The following is an 18,382-nucleotide window of genomic DNA, read 5'->3' on the forward strand; positions in this document are numbered from 1 at the left end:
TTTCACTTTTTATCAAACGTTTGTTTAACAGAAAACAAAAAAGAGCTGTGCGCTCACAGCGGCACAGCTCTTTTTACATCGGCTGATACAGGTCCCAGCCGATTTTTAACGTTTCAACGATATAATCGGCAATTTCTTCAGGTTCCAGATTATCCGTTGCCACTTTTGAATTATGTTTATCATAGATGCTTTGGCGCTCGTTAAAGAGCTGCTGCATTTCATCCATTGAACGGTTATGCAGAACGGGACGGCTTTCAATCAGCAGGTCAGCCCGCTGCTTCCAATTCTCCCATGATAAATCAAGATGGAGCACGAGACAGTTTTCCAGACAGCATTGTCTGATTTCCTCTTGTTTAAACGAACCGCCCCCAAGAGACACGATCTTGAATTTCGTATTGCGGCAAATATCTAATATATAGTCCTTTTCAGTCTGACGGAAAAAGGCTTCACCCTTTTTCTCAAACATTTCCGGAATGGACATGTTGAAATCTTTCTCAATCTGCAAATCAATATCAATGAAGTCTCTGTATAATTTTTTAGCGACCAGCTGGCCGATTGTTGTCTTACCGACACCCATGAATCCGATCAGTACAATATTTCTTTCTCTTACGGGAATGGCACGTTTTGCGTTCATCTTCGGCGAAATCCTCCTAAGGAATGAAAAAGTTATGTTTATTATATGATAACTCCATATTGAAATATAGAGATAATGCGATGAGTTTTTCGATCTACCGGAGCGTAATACGTTCCACCTTTCCGACAATGAAAATATAAGAAAACGCCCCGATAAAGGCGACAGCGCCGACAAACAGAATCGCTCCGTTGTATGAACCGGTCGCAGAGACGATAAACCCGATGATAAGCGGCGTGATAATACCGGCCATATTGGCGAAAAAGTTAAACACGCCCCCTGCCAATCCGATTGTCTCGCTTGGCGCCACTTCACTCAGCATCGTCCAGGAAATATTGGACATGCCCTGCGCAAAAGAAGCAATGGATAAGATCGCCAAAACCGCCGGGGAAGAATCCGTAACATTCGCGAGCACGATGGAGCCCGTCAACAGAAGACCGAGGATAACGGGCGTCTTTCGGGCAACGTTCACTGATACGCCCCGCTTCATCATGCCGTCAGACCAAAATCCGCCGAACAATACGCCGAAAAAGGCGGCGATATACGGGATTGATGCGGCGAAGCCGACTTTTAAGAAAGCCATGTGCTTTGCCTCCGCCAGATAAGTCGGAAACCATGTCAAAAAGAAGAACAGCGTGGACGCTACGGCGAATTGGCCAATATACAAGCCGACAAGCTTGCGGTATTTAAGAAGCTGGACGAAATCCCGCCACGTGATCCTGCCGGCTGATTCAGACACCTCTGTCAGCCCGCCGCCTTCTTTAATATATTCAAGCTCTTCCCGGTTCACTTTCCGATACCGGTTCGGCTCCTGATACATCTTAAACCAGAAAACGGAGAAAACAAGCCCGAGCAGCCCTGAAGAAATAAAGACGGCTCGCCAGTCGAATGCCGTTAATACCCAGAATAAAACCGGTGTGGCGAACGCCAGTCCGACATATTCCCCCGCTGTGTAAACACCCGTCGCAAAGGCGCGTTCCCTCCTCGGAAACCATGTCGTGACAATCCGGTTGTTTGCGGGAAAGGCAGGCGATTCAGCCAGCCCGATAATCAGGCGGCAGCCGAATAAAAATCCGAAACTGGCCGCAAAAGCTTGCACTCCGGTGAAAACCGACCAGACAAATAAAGAAACTCCGTACGTCCGTTTTGACCCGAATTTGTCCAAAATAAGCCCGCCGGGAATCTGCATACCCGTATAGGTCCAGCTGAATGCGGAAAATACGACGCCCAAAAGCGCGGGGCTTATGTTCAGCGAAGTCTGAATGGACGGGGCGGCGATGGATACACTTGCACGGTCTATATAATTAATCGCAGTGATAAAAAACAAAAGAATCAGTATCACATAACGAGCGCGAGTCGGTTTATTGCGGACGGGCCTGAAGTCCGTCAGCTCTGTTTCATTTTTCAATGGCTTCTCCCCCTTACTCGAATGACATTAATTGTACAACACTTCGAGCAATTATTTAATACTTTGACGCAAAAAAGCGCTAAACAATTTGTGTTCAATACTGCACCGCTTCCATAAAAAAAGTGTTTACCCTTTTCATCTGTTTATCCGCAGCTTATCCGGGGAAAAAACACATATAGGATAGACAGTTAACGGGAGGATTACCGATGAAACTGAGCTTTTGCACGACAGGGTTTAAAAAAAAGCATATTCTCGATGTCATTTCTTTCGGAAAAGAGCACTCCTTTGACGGAATCGAACTGTGGTACGGCCACGCCAAACAATATATAAAAGAAATCGGCCCGCTCGACAGGCTTGAACAGCAGCTTCAGGAGGAAGGCTTCGAAGTGCCCGCTGTCAGCTTGTACACTGACTTCGCCACTCAGGATGAAAGGCAGGCGTTAAAGGATGTTCAAAGGGCATTAAGCGCGGCGAGGCAGCTGCACAGCCCTTTGATCAGAGTCTTTGCCGGCAATCTGCCTTCGCACCGGACGTCACCGGAAAAGTGGGAGCGTGCGGTGGATCAATTTCAGGAGGCGGCACTGCTCGCAGATGACTATGACGTCAATATCGGGCTTGAGATTCATTACGATACGTACGCGGATACACCGGAAGCGGCGCTGGCATTTTTAGAGGATGTCGGACATCCGCGGGTCCGCATCATTTTTGACGGCTCCAACCTTCACGTCAATCACGTGGACCAAATGTCTGCTTTAGAAAAACTGTATCATACCGTCAGCCATATCCACCTGAAAAACTATCACTGGAATTTTGACAACTGGTATCTCAGCAAGCCGGTGTCTGTTCTGCAAGGCGATTTACGGCAGGAACCCTTTCTGAAAGAACTGTTGAACAGGCAATACGGCGGATTCGTGTCACTCGAATACTTCGGTCGTCATGCTGAAGCGCATATGAAAGAATCATTGAATGAGATCAGGCACTGCTTTAAGAAATAAAAAAATTTTAGAAACGTAGAAGGAATTTTATGGATGATCATCTAATTATTAACACTGTAGTACATTTCATTTGAAAAGGAAGTGTTCGAAATGAAATTCAAAAAAGTGTTAACCGGTTCTGCGCTGTCTCTTGCCTTACTGATGTCTGCCGCTCCTGCCTTTGCCGCATCACCAACAGCATCCGCATCCGTGGAAAATAGCCCAATCTCAACGAAAGCAGATGCCGGTATTAATGCCATCAAACTCGTTCAAAGCCCTAACGGCAACTTCGCTGCTTCTTTCGTTTTAGATGGAACAAAGTGGATTTTCAAAAGCAAATACTATGACAGCAGCAAAGGGTATTGGGTAGGGATTTATGAAAGTGTAGATAAATAAAAACGATAAACAAAAACCTCCCTTTCAAAAGGGAGGTTTTTTATTTCTATTTCCACCAATCATCAAACATTGATGCCGGCACCTGACGCTTATGTTCCGTACTGAGATAGCGTTTTTCCAACGCCTCAATCACTTCGGAAGAAACGTCCTTGCCTTCTAAATAATCATCAATGTCATTGTATGTGATGCCGAGCTCTGTCTCGTCCGTCTGCTGCGGTTTTTCATCGAGCAGATCGGCCGTCGGTAATTTCAAATACAGGCGTTCCGGCGCGCCGAGCTCTTCTAATAAACGTCTGCCCTGTCGTTTCGTTAATCCGGTCAGCGGCAGCAGGTCAGCTCCGCCGTCACCGTATTTCGTGAAGAAACCGGTCACCGCTTCAGCCGCATGGTCGGTACCGATGACAAGCAGCCCCTCTTGTCCGCCGATGGCATATTGCGCGATCATTCTCATTCTGGCTTTTACATTTCCTTTGTTAAAATCAGTCAGCTGATCGCCCGTTTCTTTTTTGTACTGATCGGCGAACGCGCTGACAGCGGACTTAATATCAAACGTCCATGATTGATCAGGCTTAATGAATTTGAGTGCCAATTGGGCGTCATCCTCATCCTGCTGTGCACCGTGCGGAAGACGGACGGCGATAAACTCCGCGTCTCCGCCTTCCTCTCTGATGCGTTCAGCCGCCAATTGGGCGAGGCGTCCCGCAAGCGTGGAATCCTGCCCCCCGCTGATGCCGAGCACAAAGCCTTTGGCACCTGTTTTTTTCAAATATTGTTTCAAAAAGTTCACTCTGTCCTCAATTTCTTGTTTCGGATCAATTGAGGGTTTTACGTGGAGATCATTCATAATTTGTTTCTGGATGCTCATCCCAATCACTCCTCCTGCATTGTTTCTTTATGATTCATTTCCCGTTCATGCTGAAAATGAATCATGCCACTATGTACGACTCTCTGTTAAATATAGCACAGGTGCAGTTTTTAAGTGAATCAAATACACCGGGATCAGCTGATTTCCACCCGCAGCGCCGTAATGCTGTCGCCGTTGCATTTTCCTTTTTCGATCGGGCAGGATGAAAACGCGACGACGAGATCCATTTCCGCACGGAGCCGTACGTAATCACCCGCAGCAGACAGAGGCGTTTCGACTGACAAGTTCCCCTTCTCATCAAGCACCGTATTCATAAAGATGGCAAACGGGTAATGCATATGCGGCCGCGGCACCCCGAATGGTTCAAGCGCCCCGCTCATATTGTCATAGCACGTATCCTGGAGCTCATCTTTATGCTTTCCGTATAAAAGCCTGTTCATATCCGGACGACAGGCGGGAAGCAGCAGGTCATGCTTGCCGACAGTATCTTCAATCAGCGTCAGCATCGGCTTATATAAATTTGAATAAATATGATCGCCCGTTTTCACATGAATGGACTGATTGGCATCAATCGTCGCGCCCTGATCAAGATGCTCATAAAAGTCCTTGGCATGATACGCCGTAAAATCAGCCACCTGCTGCCCTTCCACATCGACTACTTTTATAATCTGCCCTTTGTGAACCTTCAGGCCGATCCCTTTTTTCGGCGGTACGATAAATTGCTGTGTCATCAGACTGCTCCTTTTTTTCTTCTATTATGAACCCCGGCCGTTTGTTTCATGTAAAGCAATTTATTGGATGTATATTCCCGTTCTGCCGGCCGCAATCTAAGCTTTGATAAAGGGGTTGAATTACATGGGTAAATCACAGGACCAGCCTAAAGGAAATCTCGCTTGGTGGCAGCTCTCTTTAATCGGCGTCGGCTGCACGATCGGGACGGGCTTTTTTCTCGGGTCCAGTATCGCTATTGTCAAAAGCGGATATTCCGCGCTGATCTCATTTCTCATTGCCGGGCTCGGCACCTATTTTGTCTTTGAGCAGCTCGCGAAGCTTTCGGCTAAGCAGCCCGAAAAGGGGTCTTTTTGCGCTTATGCGAGAAAGGCTTTCGGCTCTTGGGCCGGTTTCAGCAACGGCTGGGTGTACTGGTCGTCTGAAATGCTGATTACGGGAAGCCAGCTGACAGCCATCTCACTGTTTACGAAGCATTGGTTTCCGAATATACCGCTGTGGATTCTCGCCTCCATCTATGCAGTGCTCGGTCTTTTAATTATTTTTACGGGGCTGTCCGTTTTTCAAAAAACGGAGAATGTGCTCGCTGTTGTCAAGACGGCGGCCATTTTTATGTTTATCGTCATCGCCATTTTGGCGCTGTGCGGTATATTTTCTCACAAACCGGATGTCCAGGTGCCGAATGAATCAAAGGATTTGTTCCCGCACGGAGCAATGGGTTTGTGGACGGGACTGATTTATGCGTTTTACGCTTTCGGGGGAATTGAGGTCTTGGGGCTGATGACCGTACATTTGAAAAAGCCGGAGGAAGCCTCAAAATCAGGCAGACTGATGCTTATCGTTCTTGCGGTGATTTACGTCATTTCTCTCGGCCTGGCGCTATTGTTAGTGCCGCTGGGCAAATTCACCGAACAGGACAGCCCGTTTATTACATCTCTGAAAGGCTTTCATTTAGATGTCATTCTTGATATTTTTAACGGGATTTTTATTATTGCGGGATTTTCTACGCTCGTCGCCTCGCTGTTTGCCGTGACGACATTGCTTTGTACGATGGCTGATGACGGAGATGCGCCGAAATGCTTCAGATTGAAGGAAAATAAAAAAATCTGCTGGCCTGCGCTCGGATTGACATCCGCCGGACTCATCGTCTCTATCATCCTGTCATTGGTGCTGCCGAAAAATATATATGAACACATGACCACCGCGGCAGGCCTGATGCTTCTGTATACGTGGCTGTTCATTTTGTTCTCAGGCAAGAAACTGATCGAACCGACAAAATCGGGAACGGCACAGATTTTTATCGCCCTCGTGCTGATTGCGGCAGCCGTCTCCGGGACGCTGTTTGAGAAATCGAGCCGGCCCGGTTTTCTGGTCAGCCTTTGTTTTCTTGCCGTCATTGCGATCGTGACATGGATCGTACAAAAAAAGCAGGGACACAGCCCTGCCGGATCATAGCTTAAACAATCTTTTCAAATAGGAAAAAGGACATTTTGACACTTGCGTCTCATCATCACGGAGGAAATATTGCTTCCATTCTAAATTGTCTTTTCCTCCGTACCACCCCAATCGGGGATGAAGAGGGGCTTCATCATACGCCTCTAAGCGTTTTCTGATCAGCCGGCTCATGTTTCGTCCGAACGCGGTTGAATCATTTAATCCTTCAAAAACCCATCTCGGCTGAAACGCCAGCATAAAAAACGGGAAGCTTCTGCTTTGTCTCGCTTTATGCGCAGGCGTTGCGCACAGAATAAAATACGGCTCGCCGTCAAAGCAGAACTCCCATTTATAATGTTCAGGATCTTCCGGCATATCTTCCGGCCAGTCTTTCGGATCGCAGCCGCTCAGCCGGTTTAAAAAAGACCAGAACAGCTCTTCATACGCCTCAATGGAATAATGTTCAGCTAAATCCTCAGGCGTATCAAAAATCACAAGCAGCGACGCGTATCTTCCGGTTTCCCTTGAGATTTTTCCGTATTCGGACAGCAGCATCCCCACTTCCTCCGGGGTTCCCTGCTCACGGGGATCACCCGCAAAGGATATCCGAAGCTGATCTGTCAGAAATCCCTGACGTCCGGGTATGCACGGAAAGGTGTCCGCTTCATCTCCTACTTTTTCTGATAGAAGCTCAAAAGCAATTCTCTGCCATTTTGTCAGATCCAATAAATTTTTCTCAAGGCAACTTTTTGTGTACAGCCCGCTTGCCATTGGCCCACCTCCAGTATCGTCATGATACGTTATGATGGAGATAGGCGATGGGTGACAGTCCTTCTATTTATGAGATGAGCATTTGAATCCCCTGCCATCCGAAATAAAAACCAAAACCGATCAAAGACACACCTGCCGCTCCCGTCAGCCAGCGAAGCGCTTTTTCGTGGAGAAGATTTCTGAAAGAGCTTGCGGCAATCGCCATGCAGAAATCCCAGATCAAAATGCCGAGAAGAATGCCGGAGCTGTAAATCAAAAGCTGGTTCTCATCGAAGGATTCAGCGGTTTTGGCGAGAATGCTGCCGTATATGCCGAGCCAGAATAAAATGCTCAGCGGATTGGAAAGAGAAATAAAAAATCCCGCGCCGAATGTTTTGTAAAAAGCCGGTTTTCCTTTTCCGCTTCTGACGTTCATGGCTTCCCTTATATTTTTTAACGTTTCGACGCCCGTGTAGGTCAGCACAAAAAAACCGAAAAGCCACAAAAACGTCTTCACGAAAGGCGCCGTCAAAAATTGAAACAGCCCGAAATAGATCAGAATCATATACAGCCCTTCTGCCGCCATGGCGCCAAGACCGAAAATCCATGCATGCCAAAAGCCGTTCTTAATGCCTTTGTCAATTTGCGCCGCATTGACCGGGCCGATAGGTGCTGACAATGACAGCCCGAGAACGATGTAGCTTACAAAGATGTTCATTGGCTTCCCCCTCATTCATGCAACTTGTACAAATTATTCATGAATGGGCCGGGCTATGATATATTATTTTAATTTCTCAAGCTCATCTTCCATTATGTCCGTCACTTTTTTGAGAAAGTCGAATATCAGGTGCAGTTCTTCTTCTTTATATTGCCGGCAAAGGCTGATCGTGGACTGGGATAAGGAGCTGAACAATTGTTTCACGTTCGCTTTTCCGGCTGTCAGCGGCACAATGATCACCCGCCGTTTATCTTCGGGATCTTTTTTCCTCATGACATATCCCGCTTTTTCGAGCCGGTCAATGAGCGCCGTTACCGAACCTGTGCTGAGGCCGGTTTTTTTCCCAAGCTCGCCCGCGGTCATTGGGCCTGCTTCATTTAAAATATCAGCTGATTTCAAATCGGTCGGAAACAGACCGAGAGATTGAGCGGCCGCCTGATGAAACAGGATCGTCCTTGTGGCCATCTTCCGGAATAACTGTATCGCAGTTTCCTCCGTCTCGCTTCTGGTATTTCTTGTTGACAAGTGACAGGCCTCCCTATAAAATCAATTTATCTTGACGATCAAGATAATTTCCGGCAAATCTAATATGATCATAGCAAATTTGATGATCAAAAGTAAGTATAGGAGGAAAAAGCATGGAACAAACAGCCGCGAAGGACGCCTCGACGAAGTTTGTCGTCATCGGCCTTTTGCTGGGCATTTTAATGTCGGCTATGGACAATACAATCGTTGCTACCGCGATGGGAAATATCGTGGCGGACCTCGGAAGTTTCGATAAGTTCGCATGGGTGACAGCATCATACATGGTAGCCGTAATGGCCGGTATGCCGATTTACGGCAAACTGTCCGATATGTACGGGCGGAAACGTTTCTTTTTATTCGGTCTCATTCTTTTCTTAATCGGATCGGCATTATGCGGAATCGCCCAAACAATGGACCAGCTTATTATTTACCGCGTCATTCAGGGAATCGGCGGAGGCGCGCTGATGCCGATCGCTTTCACCATCATTTTTGATTTATTTCCACCTGAAAAACGCGGAAAAATGTCGGGGATGTTCGGCGCCGTTTTCGGCCTGTCCAGCGTTCTCGGACCGCTTTTAGGCGCACTCATTACCGACTCCATCAGCTGGCACTGGGTATTTTACATCAACGTGCCGATCGGCATCCTATCGTTATTTTTCATTCTTCGTTACTATAAAGAATCACTTGAGCACAAGAAACAGAAAATCGACTGGGCCGGCGCGATTACGCTGGTGGTTTCCATTGTCGGTCTGATGTTCGCTCTTGAGCTCGGCGGAAAAACGTATGATTGGGACTCCGTTCAGATCATCGGTCTGTTCGCTGTGTTCGCCGTGTTCTTTATCGCCTTTTTCATTGTAGAAAGAAAAGCGGAAGAACCGATTATTTCTTTTTGGATGTTTAAAAACCGTTTATTTGCCACGGCACAGATTCTGGCGTTCCTTTACGGAGCCACATTTGTGATTTTAGCGGTATTTATCCCAATTTTCGTTCAGGCTGTGTACGGCAGCACCGCGACGAGCGCGGGCTTTATTTTGACGCCGATGATGATCGGTTCTGTTATCGGAAGTATGATCGGCGGGATTTTCCAGACGAAAGTGCGGTTCCGTAATTTGATGCTGATCTCCGTGGTCGCTTTCTTTATCGGAATGCTGCTGCTTTCCAATATGACTCCGGATACGGCGCGCACGATGCTGACGGTATTCATGCTGATCTCTGGATTCGGCGTCGGCTTCAACTTCTCACTGCTGCCGGCAGCGTCCATGAACGATCTCGAGCCGCGCTACCGCGGAAGCGCCAACTCAACAAACTCGTTTTTGAGATCATTCGGCATGACACTCGGTGTGACGATTTTCGGAACCATCCAGACGAATGTGTTTACCAACAAGCTGACCGATTCATTCAGCGGCATGAAAGGAGCGGGCGGCGCGATGCAGAACATCGGAAATCCTCAGGACATTTTCCAGGCCGGCACGCGCGCTCATATTCCGCCGCACATTCTGGATCAAATTATTGACGCAATGTCGCAGAGCATCACGTATGTATTCACGCTTGCTCTGGCGCCGATCGTCATCGCGGCCATCACCATTTTGTTTATGGGAAAAGCGAGAGTGAAAACCTCTCAGGAAATGGTGAAAAAAGCGAATTAAAAAAAGCAGTACATGGTATTTGCCATGTACTGCTTTTTTGTTTACTCCGCGAAATGCGGAGCGAGAATGTCTTTCAGCACGTTTGCGCTATGGCTGAATTGAGCCTGTTCTGTTTCATTCAGCTCAAGTTCCGTCACACCGGCGATGCCGTTCCGATTGACGACGGCCGGAATGCCGATAAAGACGTCGTTTACACCGTATTGCCCGTCCAGATATGTGCTGACGGTTAAAATACTGTTTTCATTACGCAAAATCGCTTTTGTGATGCGGGCGAGGCTCATCGCCACTCCGTAATATGTCGCGCCTTTTTTCTCAATAATATGATAGGCGGCGTTTTTCACATCGTTAACGATCTGATCCAGCTCGTCCTGTTTGTAAGCTGCATTTTTCTCCAGCAATTGCTGCACCGGCACTCCGCCGATATTGGCGTGACTCCATACAGGAAGCTCGGTATCGCCGTGCTCGCCGATAATGTGGGCGTGTACGTTTTGCGGAGCGGCTCCGAAATATTCACTCAGCATATAACGGAATCTCGCAGAATCCAGTGTCGTGCCGCTGCCGATGACGCGTTCTTTCGGCAGACCGCTGAATTTCCATGTCGCATAAGTGAGAATGTCAACCGGATTTGTGGCAACGAGGAAGATGCCGTCAAATCCGCTTGCCATGACTTCACCGACAATGCCTTTGAAAATGGCGAGATTTTTTTCGACCAGCTCAAGTCTCGTTTCGCCCGGCTTTTGGTTGGCTCCGGCACAGATGCACACGATATCGGCATCCTTGCAATCTTCATACGTTCCATAAGACGTTTTCACCGGATGAGGCGCAAATGCCTTTCCGTGATTTAAATCCATGACATCTCCCATGGCTTTTTCTTTATTTAGATCAATGATCACAAGCTCATCTGTGATCCCTTGGTTAATTAACGCAAATGCATAACTGCTTCCAACAAAACCTGCTCCGATTAATGCTACTTTGTTCACTCGTTCGTTCATCATGTATGCTTATCCTCCAGTGTTTCGTGGTGTCTGTTTTTATTGTGAAGTATTTCACATTTATATTGTGCACTATTTCACAAACTTTTGCAAGAGAAAAGTTTTGTCTTGAAAACCCCCCAGATTTTTGACAGAATCCTAAAACGGTTGGGTTTTAGGATTCTGTCATCTTTTCAGCTTGATTAAAAATCATTGAGGCGGCGCTTAGTCAGGCATTCTGAGAAATCCTGATTTCTCTATTCTTTAATGCCGAAGATAGCCATTCAAACCAGAATTGTTATACAAACCATTCTTCACATAATCAAAGCCGGGCTGGTTCTGTCCGGGCACTTGGGCGCTGCCATTGTTAAAAATCACTTTGGCGTTGGCCGTATCCGCATTCTCAGGCAGCGTCAGCGTGTAAATTCCATCTGCATTCTTAGTCATGGCTTTCCCCGGCCACGATCCGGTTAATTCTATGGCCCTGCCTCCATCATGTTTATAGATATAAGCATTTACCTGGCCCCAATGGTCCGGATTCTGATAGCCAATGATGTTGGCTTGAGACGGGTCTTTTTTGACAAACGTGTATTCTTGGGTTCTCGCTGCACCCTCGCTGTTCGTTCCGGTTAACTTGATATCGTATGCCGTGCCGATTGGATCTCCTTTTCCGATCGTTAATCGGTCCCCGTCCTTAAACCCCGTCTGCTGCCCATTATTGATCTGATAAACGGCTTTTGTTGTTTTCGCATTTGCACGCAGGGTGACCGTCAGCTGATCGTTGAAAGAATGGACTGCCCCCGTTTGATAATTCTCGAGGAAGACATGAGGCGCATTTCCGATATCGTCAGGATAAAGAACAGCCGCGGATCTGGCATTGATCGTGCCTGTCAGTTTACCGTTCGTTACTTGAAATGAACCGGTGCCGGCTCTATTATCATACCTGCCGTCAGGTAATTTCGTTGAAGCATTGACGGCAACGGAAGACGATCCTGCATTTGCCAGCACAACGCCTTTTGAGCCGCGCTGATTCATAAAGATTTGATTGTTCCCATTCGGATTCGAGAGTTCCTCAGGCTGCCCGGCCATGACATTGTGAAAGATATTGACCGCAGTGATCGCCTGATCTTTAAATAAGGCGCTCCCGCGATCGCCTATTTGACTTTTTCCGGGAAATCTTACACCATTTCCTCCGCCCTCAGGTCTGGAAAAGAAAAGAGGTGTACTTCCTGAGCGGGAACCGATCACTGCCCAGCCTAAACGGATATCGTCATCGCTCATCCATGTTGACTCTTCCTCATCATTGGCATACGTATCATGGGATTCCACCCATGTGACCAATTTGTCCGCAGACACATCAGATGCATAATGGGAAATATTCGACACACTCAGATTGCGGTTCTTCAAGGCGGACCTGATGGAATGCCCATAATTTGAAGCGGTCACATTCATATAATTCGCATAAGCAGTATCTCTGGATGCGCTGTCTTGCAGGATTTCTCCGTATTGGAATTCCGCCGCTGTATTTGTGATATTCGGCCAAAATTGGCTGCCGTAATTCCCGTCATCCGGAAGCTCTATATGCTTGGCGGCATCATAGCGGAATCCGTCTGCTCCGTCATTTAATGCTCTTTCCAAGAAGCGTTTCAGATAGGTTTGCACCTCAGTATTTTGAGTATTCCAATCATACAGCCCCAGCAGCGAATTTTGAGTGACATCCCATCTGTCCGACCAATTTTTAATTTGTGTGTTTCCATGGGTCCAGTTTGGAATACGCTTAATCTCGTCAGAAATCGCGCCATAATCACTGGTCGTATGATTGATGACCGCATCGACAATGACTTTTACGCCATATTTTTCTGCGGCTGCGCACATGTCCTTAAATTCTTGTTCAGTTCCTAAGTAACGGTTGCCGATTTGGTACGATGTCGGCTGATACAGCCAGTACCAATTACTCATGCTTTTATCTCCTTGGTTCCCTTCCTTAACTTGGTTGATCGGAGACGTCTGAATGGCCGCATAGCCCGCATCACGAATATCTTTCATATTTTGTGTTAACGTATTGAACGACCAATTCCAGGCATGAAGGATGGTTCCGTTTTTGACTGAAGATGCGGTCACCTCATTTGATTTGTCTGCGGTTTCAGCGTTTGCAGCCGCTGGTCCTGACAAAACCAAATGAAACAGCAATAAAAATCCGGCGAATAACGGCAGTAAAGAGGTTTTGAATCGTTTTTCAAACATTTTTGACACTCCTTATTTGATTTTTTGAAGACTGACTGCGGAGTCAAAAATTCCTCTTACCCTTTCTTCAGCTTCCTCCTTTCGACTGTTCTGAAGACTGGAGAATTTTGTTAACGCTTTCATTTCAACTTATCACACTCTCTCTATCAAAACAACGTGGCAGAGTGAAATCAAATCTATATTCCTATCAGATCAACAAAAAAAGAAACCACCTATCAAGATGATTTCTTTTTCACTTCTTTTATCGCTCTTCTGTAAGACAGCTTCACAATGACATACCGAAGCAAAAACAGAACGCCTCCGCAGACGATAAAAAGAAAGATCATTTTCAGCCAAGCAAAGAATGTATGGGGCAGCCCCCTATCGTATATCGTAAGCGCAGCTGCCGCAAAAGCGACCGCAATTGAATCGATCCGCTGCTGCTTCACTCGTTTTCGCAGTTCTTCCTTGGTGTCTATTCTCGGCATGAGCATTCCCGACGCTCCTGCTCTGATACAATAATAAACAATTATAATGAAGAAAACCGCCAAGCTTCCGGCCCATTCCCTAAACGGACAGTTCAGGACAAGTCCGCGTACGATGATATCAAGCAAAGACAGTGTGCCCACAAGCATTCCGACTTCTGACCAAATCATTCGTTCTTTCTCTTTCACACTCTCACTCTTTCCATTCACGTTTGAAAGTCGGTTCCGATGCTGATTCATGACTTCCTCCCGTACTTTTAAGAATGGCTTACAACTCCCATTATATCTTGCCGATTCATAATGATAAACCGAAATATCATTGACAAAAACGTTTAATAAGGACCCCATTTGATCAAAACGCCTATGCAGATAAACACCAGTCCGATCACAAACCAGATCAGCGCCAGCGGAACCATAAAGCGAAGCCACTTTACGTACGGAATACCGCTTGCGGCCAGTACGGCCATCAGTACGCCCGATGTCGGATTGACACAGTTTACAACGCCTTCTCCGAGCATGACCGCTTCAACTGCCACCTGTCTCGTGATGCCCATCAGATCGGCAAGCGGAGCCAAAATCGGTATAAATACGACCGCCTCCCCCGATCCTGATGAAATCAGAAAATGAAGCAGAGCACTGGAAATATACATTCCGATTGCGCCTGCCATCGGGCTGAAACCGTGGAGCAGTGACGCAAGTCCATTAACTACCGTATCAAGCAGCTTTCCGTGTTCCAGGATAACGGAAATGCTTCTCGCCATTCCGACAATCAGCGCGCCGTAAACGAGACCCTGGCAGCCTGTGATAAACGTTTTTGCGATATCATTTGCCGCCATCCCCGCAATCAGTCCGGACACGATCGAGATAAAAATGAACACGGCGGCCATTTCTGAATCAGACCAGCCAAGGGTTAGCGCACCGTACAAAAAGCCGGCAAGCGACAAAGCCGCAACAGCCAGAATCAGCTTATGGCGGACAGTAAACGGGACATGCTTGTCCTCCTGATCAGAAACCTGCCGGATTGAGCCTGCCGCCGGAAACCAATCGTTCCCCAGCAGACTGGCGTCCTTTGCTTTTCTGAGTCTTCTCGTATACCGATAAATATATAAAATAGATGATAGCAGAAAACAAATGTAGACGGCAATCCGCAGGCCAATGCCGGAAAACATCGGCAGCTCCGCGATGCTTTGTGATAACCCGAGCGGTGAAGGTGATAGAATCGTCGCGTTAAACCCCGCATAACAGCCGATATAAATGACGGCTGCTCCGGCCACGGCATCCCATTTCAGCGAACGGGCGACGATCAGGCCGATCGGAATAAAACCGATTACGGAATTGACGACGATGCCGGTTGTGCCGAGAATCGAAAATAGAGATCCGACAATCGCAATAAACAGCAGCTGTTTTGTGCGGAACGTACTGATCACGTTATTAATCAATCCACTGATGGCGCCCGTTTTCTCTAAAATCGCAATGGTGCCGCCCGTAAACAGGATCAGAAAGATAATCGGAGCGGAACTTGTCATCCCTTCCTGAATCGCGGTAAAAAAGGCGATCGGGCTGACAGGGGACTGATCCAGAGAGTGATAACTTCCAGGGACGGCAGATGTCACACTGCCCTTTGTCACCCTGTCGAATTCTCCAGCGGGAACGATGTACGACGCTATCGCGCAAAGTAAAGCGACAATGAACAGCAGCACATAAGCATCGGGCATGACAAACATTTTTTTCTTTTTCAATACAGGTTCGGTCTTCGGCACAGCCATAACATCACCATCCCGCTTTAAATTTATAAACTATTCAGAAAATACAGATATGTGCTATATTATATACAGACCGATTGCCTGTTTTCAATATCAAAAATAAAAAACAGACAGCTTTTGAAGGAGGACTTACGGCATGAACAGACTCACAGAGCATGACAAACAAGTCATTATGGATATTTTTAACCACCTGCACGCCCATCCCGAAGTAAGCTGGAAGGAATATCAAACAACTGAATATCTGGCTGAAAAACTGAAAGCGGCCGGCTGCCGGACCCGCACGTTTGATGATTGTACCGGAGTTGTCGGCGAAATCGGAGAAGGCTCCCCCGTTGTGGCGGTCCGGGCGGATATTGACGCGCTGTGGCAGGAAGTGGACGGAGTTTTTCAGGCGAACCATTCATGCGGACATGATTCACATATGACGATGGCGCTCGGCACGATGATGCTTTTAAAGAGTCAGCCGCAGCTTCCGAAGGGAACCATCCGCTTTATTTTTCAGCCGGCAGAAGAAAAAGGCGGCGGGGCGCTGAAAATGATTGAAAAAGGCGTGCTTGATGATGTTGACTACTTATACGGCGTGCACGTACGCCCCGTACAGGAAACGGCAAACGGCCGATGCGCCCCCTCCATTCTGCATGGCTCAAGCCAGCATATTGAAGGCCTGATTTTCGGAGAAGAAGCCCACGGCGCGAGGCCGCATCTCGGGCTTAACAGTATTGAAATCGCCGCCCATCTCGTGCAGAAACTCAGCTTCATTCATCTCGATCCCGGCATTCCGCATTCGGTGAAGATGACAAAGCTTCAGGCAGGCGGAGAGAGTTCCAATATCATTCCGGGAAAAGCCTCCTTCAGCCTTGATCTCCGTGCGCAAACCAATGCCGCCATGGAGAAATTAACCGCCGAAACCGAAAGAGCCTGCGAGGCGGCAGCTGCCGCATTCGGCGCAAAGATCGAACTGCAAAAAGAACACAGCCTCCCGGCAGCCGAGCGAAACAAAGAAGCGGAAGCCATCATGGCGTCTGCAATAAGCGGCATTCTCGGAGAAGAACATGTGGATGAGCCTCTCGTGACAACCGGAGGAGAGGATTTTCATTTCTACGGACTGAAGGTGCCGAACTTGAAAACGACGATGCTCGGCCTTGGATGCGGACTTCAGCCGGGGCTCCACCATCCTCATATGACATTTGACCGAAGCGCCATCTTTACAGGTGTTGAGATATTAACAGCCGCCGTCCTCGCATCGTTTGAAGCATAAAAAAAGCAGCCCGTCACAGGGCTGCTCAGGCTGTCGAGAAAATCTCGACAGCCTTTATTTTTCCTTAAAATATCCATTCTCCTGTATTAAAATAAAAGAAAGACTAAAAAGGACGGTGTCTTTCTCATGTTCCACACAAGAAACTCTTCTCAAAACACAGCCGAATTTGTTTTGCTTGACCAACTCGTCGAAGAAGATCATCTGCTTCGAAAAATTGATAAACACATAGACTTCTCTTTTATCATTGAAAAGGTTAAGCCTTACTACAGCGAAAACAAAGGCCGCCCTTCACTCGATCCGCTGATTTTATTCAAAATGATGTTTATCGGCTACCTCTACGGTATCCGTTCAGAAAGACAGCTCGAAAAAGAAATTTACTACAATATGGCATACAGATGGTTTCTCGGATTGAACATAAATGATCCAGTTCCGCATCACTCCACCATCAGCTGGAACAGACGCACACGCTTTAAAGATACAACCATCTTCCAAGACATCTTTGATGAGATCGTTCTTCAGGCCATCAATCATGACATGGTGGGCGGACGTGTCCTATTCACTGATTCAACTCATCTGAAAGCCAATGCCAACAAGCATAAATACACAAGAAAAACAATTGCGCAGGATACCCAAAACTATATCAAGGATTTAAATGAAGCCATACAAGAGGATCGGGAGGAACACGGAAAAAAGCCGTTAAAAGTCAAAGAGGAGGTGAAAGCTGAAAAAGAGATCCGCCACAGTACAACTGATCCGGAAAGTGGATATATGTATCGTGAAAATAAACCGGAGGGTTTCTTTTATTTAGATCACCGAACAACGGATATGAAACATAACATTATCACCGACGCCTATGTCACGCCCGGAAATGTCCATGATTCTGTACCTTATCTTGACCGATTGGATCACCAAATCGCACGATTTGATTTTGATGTAGAAGCCGTCGCTCTTGATTCTGGTTATTTAACGACCCCGATCTGTAAAGGATTAGCTGACCGCCATATTTTTGGCGTTATTGCCTATAGACGATATCACCCTGCCAGAGGCTTGTTTCCAAAATGGAAATTTCATTATGACAGTGAACAAGATAGATACATTTGTCCAAATCACCAAACACTTACATACTCAACAACTGACCGAAAAGGCTACCGGTCATATAAATCAAATCCTGAAATCTGTTCCGCATGCCCATTGCTTGCACAATGCACAAAATCAAAGAACCGCCAAAAGGTCATCACCCGGCATGTATGGGAGGACCATAAAGAAAGGGTCAGACAAAATCGCTTGTCTGTTTCAGGAAAAAACCTCTACAAAAAAAGAAAAGAAAAAATAGAGCGAAGCTTTGCAGATTCAAAACAGCTGCATGGGCTTCGCTATTGCAGGTTGAGGGGAAAGCGGAATGTGAGCGAGCAAGTCCTCCTCACAGCCGCATGCCAGAATATGAAGAAGATTGCCACATACCTAGCCAAACAAGGCTAGGCATGTGGGAGCTCTTTTTCTGCATCTGAAACCTGATGAATATCTAAAGAAACTGTATAAAACAAAAAAGCTTGTAGAAAAAACATCGTTTTCTCTACAAGCTGAGCAGCCCGTCACAGGGCTGCTT

At 47.0% G+C, this 18,382-nt stretch carries 17 protein-coding genes; 6 read left to right on the forward strand and 11 right to left on the reverse strand.

Features of this window, described 5'->3' with window-relative positions; all coding sequences use genetic code 11:
* Window positions 1-73 precede the first annotated feature (73 nt).
* Both AUL54_RS09100 and AUL54_RS09105 read right to left on the reverse strand, forming a co-directional pair.
* Window positions 74-634 carry a shikimate kinase gene (locus tag AUL54_RS09100; protein WP_003156609.1) on the reverse strand — a complete coding sequence of 187 codons (561 nt, stop codon included), beginning with the start codon at window positions 632-634 and terminating at the stop codon, window positions 74-76.
* 94 nt (window positions 635-728) lie between these two features.
* On the reverse strand, window positions 729-2,039 hold the full coding sequence (locus AUL54_RS09105; protein WP_016936816.1) for an MFS transporter: 1,311 nt from the start codon (window positions 2,037-2,039) through the stop codon (window positions 729-731).
* A gap of 206 nt (window positions 2,040-2,245) precedes the next feature.
* Here AUL54_RS09105 and AUL54_RS09110 point away from each other — a divergent pair, with 206 nt between their 5' ends.
* Both AUL54_RS09110 and AUL54_RS09115 read left to right on the forward strand, forming a co-directional pair.
* Window positions 2,246-3,034 (forward strand): sugar phosphate isomerase/epimerase family protein, encoded by a 789-nt coding sequence (locus AUL54_RS09110; protein ID WP_060963647.1) that lies wholly within the window; start codon window positions 2,246-2,248, stop codon window positions 3,032-3,034.
* Between the two features lie 90 nt (window positions 3,035-3,124).
* Window positions 3,125-3,409 carry an antimicrobial peptide LCI gene (locus AUL54_RS09115; RefSeq protein ID WP_003156618.1) on the forward strand — a complete coding sequence of 95 codons (285 nt, stop codon included), beginning with the start codon at window positions 3,125-3,127 and terminating at the stop codon, window positions 3,407-3,409.
* 46 nt (window positions 3,410-3,455) lie between these two features.
* On the opposite strand, the gene nadE is transcribed toward AUL54_RS09115, so the two are convergent.
* Together nadE and AUL54_RS09125 are read right to left on the reverse strand one after the other, a co-directional pair.
* Window positions 3,456-4,274 carry an NAD(+) synthase gene (nadE, locus tag AUL54_RS09120; RefSeq protein ID WP_060963648.1) on the reverse strand — a complete coding sequence of 273 codons (819 nt, stop codon included), beginning with the start codon at window positions 4,272-4,274 and terminating at the stop codon, window positions 3,456-3,458.
* Between the two features lie 134 nt (window positions 4,275-4,408).
* On the reverse strand, window positions 4,409-5,005 hold the full coding sequence (locus AUL54_RS09125) for a DUF1989 domain-containing protein (protein WP_060963649.1): 597 nt from the start codon (window positions 5,003-5,005) through the stop codon (window positions 4,409-4,411).
* A gap of 124 nt (window positions 5,006-5,129) precedes the next feature.
* Here AUL54_RS09125 and AUL54_RS09130 point away from each other — a divergent pair, with 124 nt between their 5' ends.
* Window positions 5,130-6,458 (forward strand): amino acid permease, encoded by a 1,329-nt coding sequence (locus AUL54_RS09130; protein ID WP_060963650.1) that lies wholly within the window; start codon window positions 5,130-5,132, stop codon window positions 6,456-6,458.
* On the opposite strand, the gene AUL54_RS09135 is transcribed toward AUL54_RS09130, so the two are convergent.
* The 3 genes from AUL54_RS09135 to AUL54_RS09145 all read right to left on the reverse strand — a co-directional run bounded on the left by AUL54_RS09135 (window position 6,453) and on the right by AUL54_RS09145 (window position 8,430).
* Window positions 6,453-7,208, reverse strand: a complete 756-nt coding sequence (locus tag AUL54_RS09135; protein ID WP_060963651.1) for a YqcI/YcgG family protein — start codon at window positions 7,206-7,208, stop codon at window positions 6,453-6,455. The two genes, AUL54_RS09130 and AUL54_RS09135, sit on opposite strands and share 6 nt — an antisense overlap.
* 67 nt (window positions 7,209-7,275) lie before the next feature.
* The gene (locus tag AUL54_RS09140) at window positions 7,276-7,905 is read right to left on the reverse strand and encodes a LysE family translocator (RefSeq protein ID WP_060963652.1); all 630 of its coding nucleotides are present in this window, start codon (window positions 7,903-7,905) and stop codon (window positions 7,276-7,278) included.
* 63 nt (window positions 7,906-7,968) lie between these two features.
* A complete protein-coding gene (locus AUL54_RS09145; RefSeq protein WP_016936822.1) occupies window positions 7,969-8,430 on the reverse strand; it encodes a MarR family transcriptional regulator in 462 nt (153 codons plus the stop codon).
* Between the two features lie 113 nt (window positions 8,431-8,543).
* On the opposite strand from AUL54_RS09145, the gene AUL54_RS09150 reads away from it, so the two are divergent.
* Complete coding sequence (locus AUL54_RS09150) at window positions 8,544-10,076, forward strand: MDR family MFS transporter (RefSeq protein WP_060963653.1); 1,533 nt, start codon at window positions 8,544-8,546, stop codon at window positions 10,074-10,076.
* A gap of 41 nt (window positions 10,077-10,117) precedes the next feature.
* Here AUL54_RS09150 and AUL54_RS09155 read toward each other — a convergent pair whose 3' ends face one another.
* The 4 genes from AUL54_RS09155 to AUL54_RS09170 all read right to left on the reverse strand — a co-directional run bounded on the left by AUL54_RS09155 (window position 10,118) and on the right by AUL54_RS09170 (window position 15,521).
* On the reverse strand, window positions 10,118-11,071 hold the full coding sequence (locus AUL54_RS09155; protein WP_060963654.1) for an L-lactate dehydrogenase: 954 nt from the start codon (window positions 11,069-11,071) through the stop codon (window positions 10,118-10,120).
* A 240-nt stretch (window positions 11,072-11,311) separates the two neighbouring features.
* Window positions 11,312-13,291, reverse strand: coding sequence for an alpha-amylase (amyE, locus tag AUL54_RS09160; RefSeq protein ID WP_060963655.1), 1,980 nt, complete (start codon window positions 13,289-13,291; stop codon window positions 11,312-11,314).
* A 215-nt stretch (window positions 13,292-13,506) separates the two neighbouring features.
* Window positions 13,507-13,995: a hypothetical protein gene (locus tag AUL54_RS09165; RefSeq protein ID WP_060963656.1), complete on the reverse strand. Its 489-nt coding sequence runs from the start codon at window positions 13,993-13,995 to the stop codon at window positions 13,507-13,509.
* Window positions 13,996-14,087: 92 nt separating this feature from the next.
* Window positions 14,088-15,521 (reverse strand): YfcC family protein, encoded by a 1,434-nt coding sequence (locus AUL54_RS09170; protein ID WP_060963657.1) that lies wholly within the window; start codon window positions 15,519-15,521, stop codon window positions 14,088-14,090.
* 133 nt (window positions 15,522-15,654) lie between these two features.
* On the opposite strand from AUL54_RS09170, the gene AUL54_RS09175 reads away from it, so the two are divergent.
* Together AUL54_RS09175 and AUL54_RS09180 are read left to right on the forward strand one after the other, a co-directional pair.
* Complete coding sequence (locus AUL54_RS09175; RefSeq protein ID WP_060963658.1) at window positions 15,655-16,776, forward strand: M20 peptidase aminoacylase family protein; 1,122 nt, start codon at window positions 15,655-15,657, stop codon at window positions 16,774-16,776.
* A 126-nt stretch (window positions 16,777-16,902) separates the two neighbouring features.
* Complete coding sequence (locus AUL54_RS09180) at window positions 16,903-18,255, forward strand: IS1182 family transposase (RefSeq protein WP_060963187.1); 1,353 nt, start codon at window positions 16,903-16,905, stop codon at window positions 18,253-18,255.
* Window positions 18,256-18,382: the final 127 nt, after the last annotated feature.

This window comes from Bacillus sp. SDLI1 (genome assembly GCF_001553895.1).
GTDB lineage: Bacteria > Bacillota > Bacilli > Bacillales > Bacillaceae > Bacillus > Bacillus siamensis.

What these genes read in the sequence shown, in the direction of transcription:
- AUL54_RS09100 (WP_003156609.1), bottom strand. Translation starts at nt 634, where the DNA reads ATGAACGCAAAACGTGCCATTCCCGTAAGAGAAAGAAATATTGTACTG.
- AUL54_RS09165 (WP_060963656.1), bottom strand. Translation starts at nt 13,995, where the DNA reads ATGAATCAGCATCGGAACCGACTTTCAAACGTGAATGGAAAGAGTGAG.
- AUL54_RS09110 (WP_060963647.1), top strand. Translation starts at nt 2,246, where the DNA reads ATGAAACTGAGCTTTTGCACGACAGGGTTTAAAAAAAAGCATATTCTC.
- amyE (WP_060963655.1), bottom strand. Translation starts at nt 13,291, where the DNA reads ATGTTTGAAAAACGATTCAAAACCTCTTTACTGCCGTTATTCGCCGGA.
- AUL54_RS09115 (WP_003156618.1), top strand. Translation starts at nt 3,125, where the DNA reads ATGAAATTCAAAAAAGTGTTAACCGGTTCTGCGCTGTCTCTTGCCTTA.
- AUL54_RS09130 (WP_060963650.1), top strand. Translation starts at nt 5,130, where the DNA reads ATGGGTAAATCACAGGACCAGCCTAAAGGAAATCTCGCTTGGTGGCAG.
- AUL54_RS09170 (WP_060963657.1), bottom strand. Translation starts at nt 15,521, where the DNA reads ATGGCTGTGCCGAAGACCGAACCTGTATTGAAAAAGAAAAAAATGTTT.
- AUL54_RS09135 (WP_060963651.1), bottom strand. Translation starts at nt 7,208, where the DNA reads ATGGCAAGCGGGCTGTACACAAAAAGTTGCCTTGAGAAAAATTTATTG.
- nadE (WP_060963648.1), bottom strand. Translation starts at nt 4,274, where the DNA reads ATGAGCATCCAGAAACAAATTATGAATGATCTCCACGTAAAACCCTCA.
- AUL54_RS09180 (WP_060963187.1), top strand. Translation starts at nt 16,903, where the DNA reads ATGTTCCACACAAGAAACTCTTCTCAAAACACAGCCGAATTTGTTTTG.
- AUL54_RS09175 (WP_060963658.1), top strand. Translation starts at nt 15,655, where the DNA reads ATGAACAGACTCACAGAGCATGACAAACAAGTCATTATGGATATTTTT.
- AUL54_RS09125 (WP_060963649.1), bottom strand. Translation starts at nt 5,005, where the DNA reads ATGACACAGCAATTTATCGTACCGCCGAAAAAAGGGATCGGCCTGAAG.
- AUL54_RS09150 (WP_060963653.1), top strand. Translation starts at nt 8,544, where the DNA reads ATGGAACAAACAGCCGCGAAGGACGCCTCGACGAAGTTTGTCGTCATC.
- AUL54_RS09140 (WP_060963652.1), bottom strand. Translation starts at nt 7,905, where the DNA reads ATGAACATCTTTGTAAGCTACATCGTTCTCGGGCTGTCATTGTCAGCA.
- AUL54_RS09155 (WP_060963654.1), bottom strand. Translation starts at nt 11,071, where the DNA reads ATGATGAACGAACGAGTGAACAAAGTAGCATTAATCGGAGCAGGTTTT.